Annotated in this window: 9 protein-coding genes; 1 reads left to right on the forward strand and 8 read right to left on the reverse strand. The window is 39.1% G+C overall.

Annotated elements, in window-relative coordinates; all coding sequences use genetic code 11:
* Window positions 1–5: 5 nt before the first annotated feature.
* Window positions 6–1,916 carry an HlyD family efflux transporter periplasmic adaptor subunit gene (locus tag AACW45_RS18320; protein ID WP_190628253.1) on the forward strand — a complete coding sequence of 637 codons (1,911 nt, stop codon included), beginning with the start codon at window positions 6–8 and terminating at the stop codon, window positions 1,914–1,916.
* 342 nt (window positions 1,917–2,258) lie between these two features.
* Here AACW45_RS18320 and AACW45_RS18325 read toward each other — a convergent pair whose 3' ends face one another.
* From AACW45_RS18325 to AACW45_RS18360, 8 genes are all read right to left on the reverse strand, one after another.
* Window positions 2,259–5,978, reverse strand: a complete 3,720-nt coding sequence (locus AACW45_RS18325; RefSeq protein ID WP_190628255.1) for a lectin-like protein — start codon at window positions 5,976–5,978, stop codon at window positions 2,259–2,261.
* A 555-nt stretch (window positions 5,979–6,533) separates the two neighbouring features.
* Window positions 6,534–7,478, reverse strand: a complete 945-nt coding sequence (locus AACW45_RS18330; RefSeq protein WP_190628257.1) for a S1 family peptidase — start codon at window positions 7,476–7,478, stop codon at window positions 6,534–6,536.
* Window positions 7,479–7,553: 75 nt separating this feature from the next.
* Window positions 7,554–8,336, reverse strand: a complete 783-nt coding sequence (locus AACW45_RS18335; protein WP_190628258.1) for a S1 family peptidase — start codon at window positions 8,334–8,336, stop codon at window positions 7,554–7,556.
* Window positions 8,337–8,364: 28 nt separating this feature from the next.
* Window positions 8,365–8,967, reverse strand: a complete 603-nt coding sequence (locus tag AACW45_RS18340; RefSeq protein WP_190628260.1) for a COP23 domain-containing protein — start codon at window positions 8,965–8,967, stop codon at window positions 8,365–8,367.
* A gap of 71 nt (window positions 8,968–9,038) precedes the next feature.
* A complete protein-coding gene (locus AACW45_RS18345; RefSeq protein ID WP_190628262.1) occupies window positions 9,039–9,476 on the reverse strand; it encodes a hypothetical protein in 438 nt (145 codons plus the stop codon).
* A gap of 198 nt (window positions 9,477–9,674) precedes the next feature.
* A complete protein-coding gene (locus AACW45_RS18350) occupies window positions 9,675–10,091 on the reverse strand; it encodes a hypothetical protein (protein WP_190628263.1) in 417 nt (138 codons plus the stop codon).
* 453 nt (window positions 10,092–10,544) lie between these two features.
* On the reverse strand, window positions 10,545–11,027 hold the full coding sequence (locus tag AACW45_RS18355) for a hypothetical protein (RefSeq protein ID WP_199330935.1): 483 nt from the start codon (window positions 11,025–11,027) through the stop codon (window positions 10,545–10,547).
* Between the two features lie 155 nt (window positions 11,028–11,182).
* Window positions 11,183–13,750 (reverse strand): CHAT domain-containing protein, encoded by a 2,568-nt coding sequence (locus tag AACW45_RS18360; RefSeq protein ID WP_190628265.1) that lies wholly within the window; start codon window positions 13,748–13,750, stop codon window positions 11,183–11,185.
* Window positions 13,751–13,806: the final 56 nt, after the last annotated feature.

Below are 13,806 nucleotides of genomic sequence, written 5' to 3' on the forward strand. Positions count from 1 at the left end.
GAACCATGCCAGATTTATCTTTGCTGCTAGCTTGCACACAATGTTCCGATGTTCCAGCAAAACCTACTCAGCACTGTCAAGATATTCGGATTGATGAGACTACTCCAGCAAAATCTGATATGGGTGATTGTGTTAGCAAACCAGAAAGCATGGAGTTAGCTTTTTCACCACCTGTGAATCAGGAAACGAGTACCAAGAAACCGCAGGAAGTAGAGCAAAAAAATTTACAAAACCAACAATTACTAACAGAAAATAACGATTATCATAATAATTATGCCGAAGCTGTAGAATATCGTCCCGTAAATATGGAAATGCTCCTATCTACGGGCGGTTTTTTATGTTTGTTTGCTATTGGCGGCATATTTTTAATTTGGAAACGCTTTCCCGAAGCCCAGCGTCAATGGCAACTTATGTTACAAGGTGATGCGGGTATTTTCGGTTCTGGATTACCTATACCCAAAGAAAAGGAAGCAAAAAAAGAAGAGTTCGATCAGCCTGTCATCCTCCAACAATCTCGCGCTTGGTCTCATGCTATTGTGTGGAGCATAGTTGGAGTCAGTACTTTTGCTGTCGTTTGGGCTTCTACTGCCAAAATTGACGAATCTGTTCCCGTACAAGGGAAACTCGAACCTAAAGGTTTTGTCAAAGACATTCAAGCGCCAGTAGGGGGAGTCATTGACAAAATCCACGTTCAAGAAGGACAAAGAGTCAAAAAAGGCGATTTATTAGTTAGTTTCGATCGCACTACAACGCAGGCGAAATTAAAATCCCTGGAAGCAGTTCGCGCCAGTTTGTTAGCAGAAAATCAGTTTTATCAATCGCAGATGCGTTCGCCTACAACTAATTCTAGTACCGCGCAATTAAAAGCATTACCGGAATTAGCGGCGTTAACAGAAAATCGGGCTGCATTAATTCAGGAAAATCAACTTTTTCGTGCCGAATTAAACGAAGGTTCAGGAATCCGCGACTTAAACCCCCGTTCCCGCCAACGCTTACTGACTAGACAATTAGAAAGAGAGACGCGGATTGAGTCGGTACGCTTGGATAGAGAACAATTAACCCGCCAGTTAAATCAAGTTCAAGCCCAAATAATCAATGCGAGAAGTAGCCTGAGAACCAATTCAGAAATTGCCAATAACCTAGAAAGTTTAGTAGAAAAAGGCGCATTTGCCCGTTTACCATACCTAGAAAAGCGCCAAGCCGCCGATGCTAGCCAAACCGAAGTCAATCGCCTTGTACAAGAACAAGAACGGTTAAAATTAGCGATCGCTCAAGGACAAAAGAAACTCGAAAATGCGATCGCCCTTTCCCAAGAAGATTTACTCAGCCGCATCGCCGACAACGAAAAACGCATCGCTGATATAGATAGTCAACTTACCAAAGTAATCATTGAAAATCAGAAAAAAGTCCAAGAAATTAACAGCCAAATCAGCGAACTTCAGTTAAATATGAAATATCAAGAACTGCGCGCCGCCGATGATGGGATTGTTTTTGATTTAAAACCTCGTAGTTCTGGATATGTTTATAACAGCAGCGAAACCATTTTAAAAATTGTCCCGCCAGACAATCTAGTTGCCCAAGTTTATATCACCAATAATGATATCGGTTTTGTCAAAGCCGGAATGCCTGTTGATGTGAGAATTGATTCCTTCCCTTACACCGAATTTAGTGATATTAAAGGACAATTAGTACGAATTGGTTCCGATGCTTTACCCCCCGATCAAACCCATCCTTATTCTCGTTTCTCTGCCGAAATTCGTTTAGATAAACAATCATTGAATGTGAACGGTACAGAAGTGCCTCTACAATCAGGGATGTCTTTAAATGCCAATATTAACCTGCGTAAACGGACTGTTATGAGCATTTTTACAGACAAGTTTTTAGGCAAAGTTGAAAGTTTGAAATATACACGTTAGTTGTTTTTTAGCAGATAAGATTTATGTAGGGGCACAGTATTGCCCATTGGTGTCAACTTAAGCTATAAATAGCCTCTCGAATAGCTTTGTCACCCGCCTTGGAATGAATTCCAAGGCTAATAGTTCAAGTCTACTGAAGTAGACTAGGGATTTGTGAGAATTTTTAGTCATCTTCAGATGACTTTTGCTATGAGACTAGGAATTCATTCCTAGTCGGGCTATAGGGTTCACGTTAAGTTGACACCAATGGGCAATGCCATGCCCTCTAGAATATTATTGATGTGCCGCCAACCCTATTTAAATAGGTATCAACAAACATCAAATATGATTGCTACAGAATTGCTAAATTACCAAGATATCAGCATGAGTCATGGCTAACCCAGTATTGAGAGTAGCTATGCGAACTTGTGCGACTCCACCCAAACCATCTTGGTCAAAGAAAAGTGCGCCATTGGTATTGTTATAAATAAATCGATGACTAGTAGTTGTAGCAGCTGTGCCAATAACAAACTGTGTTGCGGCTATTGTACCAAGAATTAACCCGCCACCAAAACCCACAGCAGAAACAGCGATCGCATCATCAACAACGCTGAAATCGGTAATTCTGTCAATACCTTCACTGCGAGAATTGAAAGTAAACCTATCTGCACCACTACCACCAGCGAGGGTATCGTTGCCAGTACCGCCAATCAGGGTATCATTACCACTATTACCAATGAGGTTATCATTACCTGCGTTACCAATTAGGCGATCGTTCCCAGCCTTACCAATGAGGTTATCATTGCCAGCGCCACCATCAATAGTATCATTGCCTTCCCTGCCATAAAGGAAATCATTAGCTGTGCTGCCAACTAAATTGACGGTATTAGCAATTTCAATAATACCTTTGCGGTTAGCATGTTGAACATCATGGTTCCAGCCAGCGCTTGTCAAATAAACGAAATCCCGAATATGGTCAGCACTTGGCAAATTAGGTAGCCAATTTTGATAAGCACTTTGTTCACCAAACCAGGTAAATGTTCCTTCTTTAGCAGCATCAGAAAGACCAATCCAGGGAGTTTGACTAGCATACTTTCCAGCCAAAAAAGTTTGTTCTGCGGCATCATTAATAGTAACGAGACTACCACCAAAACTTTGGGCTTGTACTTGCGCTTGACCCCAACTACCGGATTTTGATAACAAATAGGTCTTACCACCAAAAATAGCAGCGTCGCTCGGTTCATAAATAGTAGCGATCGCTTGATTGTCTCCTAAAATAGCATTGGTAGGCGCACTCAGATTGACAAAAAAGCTTTCTTGTGTAATTGTGTCAGCATCCTTGAGGATAGTTACACTAATTGTCTGTACGCTCTGACCTGGGGCAAAGGTCAGCGTTCCACTAGTAGCTTTATAATCACTGTTTGCGATCGCTGTATTATTAGACGTACTGTATTTCACAGTTGCAGTACTACTGCTGTTACCATAGCGCCGCACAATAAAAACAGCTTCTTTCGTGCCATTGCTAGCTTCAACAATACTTAAATCTTCAATCACTAAAATTGGCTTAGTGGGGTTTTTAATTTCAATAATGCCCTGGCGATTAGCATGTTGAACATCATGATTCCAGCCAGTATTTGTCAAATAAGCGAAGTCCCGAATATGGTCAGCACTTGGTAAATTTGGTAGCCAATTTTGATAAGCACTTTGTTCGCCAAACCAGGTAAATATCCCTTCTTTACCTGCATCAGAAAGACCAATCCACGGTTCTTGAATGGCAAATAAACCCGCTAAGAAAGTTTGTTCTTTGGCATCATTAATTGTGACAAGATTACCTTGAAAGCTTTGAGCCTCCACTTGCGCTTGACCCCAACTACCTGGGGAACTCAGGAGATATATACTATTGCCAAAAGTGTAAATTGTTTTGGCAGTCATATCTGGAATGGGAACAGATAAAGCAGTAGGAATCTCAATAATACCTTTGCGAGTAGCATGTTGAACATCATGATTCCAGCCAGTATTTGTCAAATAAACAAAGTCCCGAACATGGTCAGCGCTTGGCAAATTGGGCAGCCAATTTTGATAAGCACTTTGTTCATCAAACCAAGTAAATGTCTCTTCTTTACCTGCATCAGCAAGACCAATCCACGGTTCTTGAATTGCAAATAAGCCAGCCAAGAAAGTTTGTTCTTTGGCATCATTAATAGTCACAAGATTACCACCAAAACTTTGGGCTTCTACTTGCGCTTGACCCCAACTACCTGCTTTTGATAATAAATAAGTGCGTCCGCCAAAAGTAAATACATTGCTGAATTCAGTAATTGTGCCTGTAGCTTGATTATCTGCTAAAATTGCATTGGTTGCCGAACTCAAACTCACAAAAAATTGTTTACCACTGATTGCTTCACCATCATTACGAATAGTGACATTAATCAGTTTTTCTTGTTCTCCAGGATTAAAAGTCAGAGTGCCACTGGTATGTATGTAACTGGTTCCAGCTAAGGCAGTATTAGGGGCTGTCGCATAATTTACTGTAATCGGCTGACTACTACTCCCAAAGACTTTCACCTTAAATTGCGCTTGTTTCGTACCACTTGCAGGCTCAATAATTCCCAAGTCTTCAATTACTAAAATCGGGGTAGCAGGGTTTTTAATTTCAATAATGCCCTGGCGATTAGCATGTTGAACATCATGATTCCAGCCAGTATTTGTCAAATAAGCGAAGTCCCGAATATGGTCAGCACTTGGTAAATTTGGTAGCCAATTTTGATAAGCACTTTGTTCGCCAAACCAGGTAAATATCCCTTCTTTACCTGCATCAGAAAGACCAATCCACGGTTCTTGAATGGCAAATAAACCCGCTAAGAAAGTTTGTTCTTTGGCATCATTAATTGTGACAAGATTACCTTGAAAGCTTTGAGCCTCCACTTGCGCTTGACCCCAACTACCTGCGGAACTCAGGAGATATATACTATTGCCAAAAGTGTAAATTGTTTTGGCAGTCATATCTGGAATGGGAACAGATAAAGCAGTAGGAATCTCAATAATACCTTTGCGAGTAGCATGTTGAACATCATGATTCCAGCCAGTATTTGTCAAATAAACAAAGTCCCGAATATGGTCAGCGCTTGGCAAATTGGGCAGCCAATTTTGATAAGCACTTTGTTCATCAAACCAAGTAAATGTCTCTTCTTTACCTGCATCAGCAAGACCAATCCACGGTTCTTGAATTGCAAATAAGCCAGCCAAGAAAGTTTGTTCTTTGGCATCATTAATAGTCACAAGATTACCACCAAAACTTTGGGCTTCTACTTGCGCTTGACCCCAACTACCTGCTTTTGATAATAAATAAGTGCGTCCGCCAAAAGTAAATACATTGCTGAATTCAGTAATTGTGCCTGTAGCTTGATTGTCTGCTAAAACCGCATTGGTTGCCGAACTCAAATTCACAAAAAATTGTTTACCACTGATTGCTTCACCATCATTACGAATAGTGACATTAATCAGTTTTTCTTTTTCTCCAGGATTAAAAGTCAGAGTGCCACTGGTATGTATGTAACTGGTTCCAGCTAAGGCAGTATTAGGGGCTGTCGCATAATTTACTGTAATCGGCTGACTACTACTCCCAAAGACTTTCACCTTAAATTGCGCTTGTTTAGTACCACTTGTAGGCTCAATAATTCCCAAATCTTCAATTACTAAAATCGGGGTAGCAGGGTTTTTAATTTCAATAATGCCCTGGCGATTAGCATGTTGAACATCATGATTCCAGCCAGTATTTGTCAAATAAGCGAAGTCCCGAATATGGTCAATTGCGGGCAAATTTGGTAGCCAATTTTGATAGGCACTTTGCTCGCCAACCCAAGTAAATATTCCTTCTTGGCTAGCATCAGAAAGACCAATCCACGGTTCTTGAATGGCAAATAAACCAGCCAAGAAAGTTTGTTCTTTGGCATCATTAATAGTCACAAGATTACCGCCAAAACTGAGCGCTTCTGCTTGGACAACACTCCAAGCACCTGGGGCGGATAGAAAATAAATGCTATCGCCAAATGTGAAGAGTTGTTTAGTTGTGAAATCTGGCATATCTCAATCCTCGATAGATGAACAAGGGGTATCTATCACTGGATTCTGCTTGATACAAGCAAACACTAATTGAATAAGTGATTTTTCCCCTCTATCTCTGTATCGGGTGAGGTAGGAAAAATCATGCACCCTGACAAAATAATGTTTCAGTTAGCTTATTTTTAGCTTCACCCTCTTCTATCCTTTGGGAAGAGAAGAATACAGCAGATTGCCAATTGGTGAAGTACAAATTATCGTTGATTGTAGGGGCACTGGCACTGCCATGCCCCAAAGCGCGTACCTCATTTACCTGAAATATGCTGTAAATGTATAGGAATCCGCTTTGATTCCTGAAATTATTTGCGTAGGGAGGGAACAGGGAACAGGGAACAGAGAACAGGGAATAAGGAATCAAAGTATACTGAGTTTTTTTCAAAAATCAAATATGAATCCTATAGTAAATGTAGGTTGGGTTGAACAGAGTGAAACCCAACAATACCAAAATTTTCGGGTGTTGGGTTTCTTAGCGTTAAGTTGACACCAATGAACAATGCTGTACCCTAAGTGTTGCGTTCATCAGCGAAAAATATTTAAAACACGGTTAACCGCATCAATTCCCTGGTTGATAGTCTTTCCAGTATTGTCAATTACATTAATACCTTGGTTGACATCAGCTAAAACATTATTAACATCATCAATGACATCACGACTATCGGGTTGTGCTGAAGGCGTATAGGCTACAGCCGTATTTGGTGCCTTTTGAGAATCTAATTTTAAGGCTAAATCTAATTTTTGTTGAGCAGCCAAATTTAAAAAAGTATTGATAGGAATTGCATAATTAAACCCAGGTTTAATTAAACTAGCAATGTTTTGCGCAGTATCGGGGCTTAGTTGTCCTTGTCTAGTTAATAAATCGGGGTCTTCTGTATCTCCTAATCCGTGAATCCCCACTACACGACCGCCACCATCAAATACCGGGCCTCCACTCATTCCCTTACGAGTAACATTAGTGTAAATCATTTGGTAGCCTTCTATCGGTTGGTCTAATGTTCCTGATATTTGTCCAGATGTAAATTGACGGACTAATTGTTTAGTGCTTCCAGGTGCAGGCCATCCAGAAATAAACACTGAGTTACCAACAACAGCTTGTTGAGAATTCGCAATTTTCGCAACTTTGTAGTTTTGATTGCTACTAAACTGTACAACAGCCATATCAACATTTGGTAAGCGGGTAATCTTAGTTAATTGATAGGCTTTTTTATCAGCAGTGACAACTTTATAATTATCCCGTTGGGCAACAACATGATAAGCAGTCAACACATGATAAGTATTATTTTCTTGAGAAATAATTACTCCCGAACCATGTCCTTGTTCTCCTTTAATTAAAACTGTAACTTCACGAGCTATATTATTAATTTCTTCTCCGGTCATTGCGAAAGCGGCTACTGGTTGCATGATTACAATAGCGCTAACAACAGTTGTACCAGCTAAAATAGCTGCAAGATTCTCTTGATATTTCATGATTTTTCCTCTAAGAAGTCTAAATTTTCAACATTCAATTAATGAAAAGATAGTTAACAAAATATTAACCATCATTTATGAACACCTTTGACTAATAATTGACTTTGGTGCCATTTTCAAAAAAGTTTCGATGGGCACAGCCCAACTCAGTGCGCTCATTTGTTCTTGTAGAGATTTACTAGGGATTTCCTGATTTTGAAATATATAGGGATTACCCCACAATGGATAGGCATGTATAGCATTAATTCCTATAACTTGACCTTGACGATTTAAAACTGGGCCGCCACTCATACCTTTTTGAATTTCATTGCTATATCCAATTTGCAACCCTCCTTTTAGCGGTTGGTTTAACAAGAGTTTGATTCTACCTGTAGTGAATAAAAAATTTGGTGATTCTAAAGGAAAACCAGCCGCAAATACTTCATTGTCTACTGATAATTTTCCCGACTTGTGCAATGAGGCTACTTGATAGTTTTTAGTTTGGCTGCGAAATCTTAATAAGGCTAAATCCTGCCCAGAAAATTTAGCAGCTTCTATCACAACAGCATGATAAATCTGACTATCAGGCGTTTGAATGCGATATGGTTTTCCTTGTCCTGAGATTAATACATGGTCGTTAGTTAAAACTGTATAATCTTGTCCTTGCTTATGAATTAAAATTCCTGAACCCCAAGCATCTCCTGAAAAAACTTTAACGGTAATTGATTTAGCATGTTTATGCAATTGCGCTGTTGATAGTTCTGGTGCAATACAGAAATTAGCTACTGTTAAAGTCGTGTTTTCAGCTAATATCTGCTCAGGGAACTTAGCTAAGTAAAAGTTCAGACAGATTGTCAGTATTAACAAACTTTTATTCATCTCTCATCAATTGTTGGTATTTGCAAAACTACCAAACTCTTTCGGGAGAGATAACTTCAGGTTGAGCGCTAGGGATAGGAGCGGATGTTGATTCTTCTGAGGTAATATTCAACAACTGATTAACATCAATATAATTAGTATCAGTTGGAGTATTCCTTGACGAACCAAAACTTTCATAGACAACAGTATTACTTTTACCTTCACTAATATCAAATAATTGTTGTAAGACACGGCTAGCATTTGCACCTGGTTTGAGAGTGAATAACAAACCTTGACAACCACCACCTTTTGCGCTGGTCACACAAATTACAGCTTGGCGATTCATAATACCTGTGGTGATGTAATTTAACATCCCATTATTTTTGTAGGTTTGAAACCTTCTAGAGACTTCTTGACAACGTTGTTCTGGAGTATAACCAGCTGCTGCAAAATCCCAGGACTTCCAACGAATTACCGGGACGTTACGAGATTTAGTCTGTGCATAAGTAGTGAGTACTCCTTGCGAATTGCGATCGCAAAAGAAGGTAGTACTTTGAGCTAAACTTGGTTGATGGCAACTAACAACAGTCGCTAAACTCGTAAATACAGCCAAACTCAAGGCTTTGGCGCTGGATTTTACAGTTGTATTCATATCCTGGCTTAATAACGCTACTAATCCTTTATCGGGTTAACTTTGAAAAACCATGCATTGAAGATTTAAACCTACCAAAGCCTGTCTGGGTTTTCATCTTGGGGATTTACCTCTTGATTGATTTGGGGAGACTCCTGAAAGTTGTTGTACATTGGCGAAGTTTCCGAGGTTTGGGGAATATTGGAACTGGTATCAGTGGGTATATTTGGCACTTCGCTAGGAGATGAGGAGTCAGGTAGCGGTGTGGTGGGTGTAGGAATTGGTGATGTATTTATATTTGGCGCACAATCTCCACTTTGCGCTTGCACAACAGAGCATATGCCACGTTTTAATATTTCATCTAATAACCCTCTTAACTCTATTGCTTGGCTTTTTTGGGGAATAGTTAAGATGCCGACAATACATAATAAAGTGGTGATTATTTTTGTTGTATTCATCATGGCTTGTGATAAAAAAATGATGGTTGCGATGATTTTGATGAGATAAATTCCCGAATTAGGGACTTCCAAGAAATAAATTATCCAATCTTGTGGGGTGGGCAGCGTTCGACTGAGCGCTCACGCCGAAGTCTTGCCCGCCTTTGACTATGGGCGGGCGAGACGCCCACCCCACAATAAATAGCTGTATATTTTTTTATTTGGAAGTCCCTTATTGAAAAAATCGGGAATTTATATTTTTACTTAGTCACACATCAAATCAAATGACTATTAACCGATGGGAATGACGAAAGAGCGAGAGCAACCTCCAGCGACAGGATTAACAAATAACAAACTAACTTTGTCTTTGAATACTTCTCTAGGTACTTCATAACGCAATGTAAAACCACCTTCATGGTTGGTTTGTGTCTGAGTTAAAATTCTTTGCTCAGTTCTTTTACGAAACTCATGATAATAGGTTTCTTGAACTAATACAGGAGTATTTGCAACTGGATGTCCATTTTGGGTAACGTGGAAACGAACAGCAATATTTGTACCACGAGAATATGCAGATTGACCGGGTTGAACATTTAAATTACATCTGCTAGTTTGAGCCATTGCGGGATTGATTGAGAGTTGATTAATCAGACCGGCAACAGGTAAAGCCATTAAGGTAGTTAAGGCAATAGAAGCTGAACGACGAATCATTTTTAAAGTCCTTTGTTGTAAGTTAACAGGGTTTTTATCCCTTCATTAACTTAATCGGGTCAGGTTAGATTTTCCATGCAGGTAAATTGAAATTTTGTTTTTAATAAAATCTATGGTTACTATTGTAATTTTCAAAAAAAATAGGGTAGGCAATACCCACCCTAATATGCTGTAGTTTAAAGCAGCAGAAATGTATAATACAAATTTAAATAGTATTAATTGCACATCAATGTATTCTAGAGGGCATGGCATTGCCATGCCCCTACCATTCTTTTTTGAATGGGTATAAATATATAGATATAATTTTTTGAAAATAAGTAAATCGGTAATAGCACAAAACTATTTTACTAAACGTAAATAGACTTGAAACCCTTACCAATGACAAATGAGAAATGACAAATGACAAATGACAGCCTTTTCCAGCTATCTTGAATTGCACCATTCTAGGGATAATTATCTACCAAATGCGCCTATGCCGTAGTAACAATAATTTGCTCTACATTTTGCCATAGTGACTTTAATTTGAAATTTACCACTCCAACGAGGACGGACTCTGACAGCTGGGTAATCATCGTAGCCAGTGTCAGAATCGATGAGGTTTCCATCTTCGTCATAAAGTCGCAAATCTATATCTCGACAATCTTGGTCACATACTCCAAGGATCGCATAATCGACACCTCGACGCAGATTTAGAGTTATATAATCACCTTGATTGCTACTGAGTTGATCGACAAAAGGATCGTGTGTAAGTTCGTAATTACCGCCTAAGTTTAAACCCACAGCCGCACGGATGAGTTGATCGCGGACGCTATTTAGCCAATACTCATGGTTAGCAAGTGCGATCGCTGGCGTAAAAACCATAGCAGTAGACACTAACCCCATTATCCAGTATTTTGAGCCTAAAATCGCCTGATTAACCTTATTTGTATAAAACATCGTTTCCCTTCTGGTGTTTTTACTTCTGTATCTATATCGGGATAAATACAGATTTCCATGCACACACACTTCCAGGAAAAGACCCCCATATCCGTAGGGGCGGGGTTTCCCCACCCTTCTTCCGTAATTACGAATTACGAATTACGAATTACGAATTACAACCAATTACCCACAAGAACATAAGGTGCCCATTGGAATGGAGAACTTTCTAATTCCGCAAAAACGCTAAGTTGGGCGCGTCGCAATGCTTCAGCTTTACTTACTCCTGTTTTTAACTGCTTATAAAATTCACGCATAATTTTTTTCGCTGATGGATCGTCTGCTACCCAAAGAGATGCTAAAGTACTACGTGCCCCAGATTTAACTGCAACCCCGGCTAACCCTAAAGCAGCTTGTTTATCACCTTTAGCAGTTTTGCAAGCACTCAAAACCAGTAATTCTATACTCTCTGGTTTGGTATTATCTCTAGTTCTCAATAAATTATCTAGTTCATTAACTTTCAATAACTTATCCCAGGTGAGAATGTAAGTTTCTTCAGAATTAGAACTAAACTGTCCGTGAGTGGCTAGATGCACTACTGAAAAAGGCTCAGATTTTACCTTTGTTTCTAAGTTAGTTGTAGTAAAACTTGCATTATGAAGTTCTTGGTTTTGCGCAAGTTCGCTGCGAATTTCCGCGATTTCACTTTTAACATTTGGTAGAGCAATAAAAGTTTTATCACCTACTTTAAGTTCTTCACTAACTCCACCAATTAAGGCATTTAATTTCACCTTTTTTAATGGCTTGGGTTCAACTAGCTGTAAACTGGGAGCCAAAGCTATAGCATAATTTTGAATTAAATATTTTTGCTGCTCTCTATCGTACAAAATCGACATGGGGATATTTCGCAAAGCACCATCTAAGACAAATACTAAGGTTTTGATTTGGTTAGTTTCTAACTCGGCTTTAGCAGGTCGAATTAACCAATCATAAATCTTTTCGGATAATTCTTTAACTTCATATTTGCGATTATCTATCGCTAAATTCCCTCTTAGCTGCCTAATGGTTTCTTCTACTTGAATTTTAGAGATATTAGTTGTGTAATATTTGATTTTTTCTTTGGATAATTTAACAATCGTTTCCACGCGATCGCCTAAAATAATTGGATAGATAATGGCGGTAGCTGGTTCATCGTCAGCTAATTGATCAATTGGTGTAATCGGGCGTAAACAAGATGTACGTAAAAAGTTATCAATCTCAGCAACTTGCAAAGATTCTATGACTTGGCGGGCACGGTTTAAATTATCAGCTTGAGAATTTTTTTCTTGCAAGAGTAAGTCAACAAAATCTCGATACACAGGTTCTATATTCTCGCGGAATGAAAACTGAGTACTTTGATTCATCGCGATTAAATCAGTACGCAGTGATTGTAAAATCTCCCATGATTTCTCATAGAATTTCATGGCAGTTTTTCTATCTTCACTTTTAATATAATTTCCTAGATGCCATAACCATTGATAGGTAATATCTGGTGCATTAATACTTTGAGAAATTGATAATGCTTGCTGAGTGAGTTTTTTAGCTTGTGTTAAATTTCCGGTTTTTTGGTATGTAACTCCTAAAGTACCTAGCGCGTAAGATTCGCCGCGCTTATCTTTGAGGCTTTGTGCTTCTTTAATTGCTTGTTGTAAGATTTCAATAGCAGATGGAAAAGTTGAGGGTTCATACTCGCCATATTTAATTAAACTTTGAGCAAAGTTAATCTTGGCGTATACAGATGTTCGGCTAACTGGTAACTCTGCAAGCTGATATTTAATTTGTGGTAATAATTGCCCTACTTGCTGCCAATCTTTTTCATCTATCAGCAGACTGATTAAATTTAATTTGGCGTTAATTCTGGTAGTTGGGGTTGCTGATGGGTTGATGGCTTGTTGATAAGATGTAATTGCTTTTTCTGTATAGCTTTTGATGCTATTTTTAATTTCTTTATTTTCTAAATTAATTTGGATATCTCTTTGATTGCGGTATGTGTTTCCTTGACTGAGGCGAATATCACTTATAATTTGTGCTGATTTGACTCTTTCTGCGACTTGCAAAGCTTCTGTTAATTTTTGTTCGGATTGTTGAAAATTACCGACTAGGCGGCGAATATTTCCTAAGTTGAGTAATCCGGCAGCTTTGACGGGAGAATCTGGTAATTTATTCAGGCTGTCTGCAACGGCAATTAAGGTTTTATCTGCTTGCAAATATAAGCCTAAGTTTTGCATCGCTTGGGCTTGATTAATTTGATTGCGAATTAAGGATTCTTCATCTTTTAATTGTTGATAAATCTTGGCTGCGGCTTGCCAATTATTTAAGGCTGCTTCTGCATTTCCTTGAGATAATTGTAGCCGTCCTTGAATATCTAAAGCTTGAGCGAGGATTTGTGAGCTTTCTGGGGTGGAAAGTTTTGCTAGTAAATCTAGGCTTTGAGTAATGGCTGTTTCTGCTTCTTGCCACTGTCCTAATTGTTGGTAGGCTAAGGATAGGTTACTCAATGTCATAGCTGCATTGAGTTTATTTCCTTGGTGATTAAATGTCGCTAATGTCTGTTTTAAAATGTCTATGGCTTCGGCATATTTTCCGGCTTGATAGAGGATTTGGGCTGGGGTTTGTTGGGGTGGATTAATGGCGAAGCTGGGGGAGAGGAAGATACAGAGTGATGCGGTTAATAGGGTGAGGAGGAGATGTTTGAGAATTTTCATTGTGGAGTTGGGGAGGGGAGTTTTAAACGCAGAGGTACGGGAAGTTCGCGCGGAGG

It is taken from the genome of Calothrix sp. FACHB-168 (genome assembly GCF_963889195.1).
Lineage (GTDB): Bacteria > Cyanobacteriota > Cyanobacteriia > Cyanobacteriales > Nostocaceae > Aulosira > Aulosira anomala_A.

Bases quoted from the DNA above. Each gene is read 5' to 3' on its own strand.
- AACW45_RS18360 (WP_190628265.1), bottom strand. From the start codon at position 13,750: ATGAAAATTCTCAAACATCTCCTCCTCACCCTATTAACCGCATCACTC.
- AACW45_RS18350 (WP_190628263.1), bottom strand. From the start codon at position 10,091: ATGATTCGTCGTTCAGCTTCTATTGCCTTAACTACCTTAATGGCTTTA.
- AACW45_RS18320 (WP_190628253.1), top strand. From the start codon at position 6: ATGCCAGATTTATCTTTGCTGCTAGCTTGCACACAATGTTCCGATGTT.
- AACW45_RS18355 (WP_199330935.1), bottom strand. From the start codon at position 11,027: ATGTTTTATACAAATAAGGTTAATCAGGCGATTTTAGGCTCAAAATAC.
- AACW45_RS18325 (WP_190628255.1), bottom strand. From the start codon at position 5,978: ATGCCAGATTTCACAACTAAACAACTCTTCACATTTGGCGATAGCATT.
- AACW45_RS18335 (WP_190628258.1), bottom strand. From the start codon at position 8,336: ATGAATAAAAGTTTGTTAATACTGACAATCTGTCTGAACTTTTACTTA.
- AACW45_RS18330 (WP_190628257.1), bottom strand. From the start codon at position 7,478: ATGAAATATCAAGAGAATCTTGCAGCTATTTTAGCTGGTACAACTGTT.
- AACW45_RS18340 (WP_190628260.1), bottom strand. From the start codon at position 8,967: ATGAATACAACTGTAAAATCCAGCGCCAAAGCCTTGAGTTTGGCTGTA.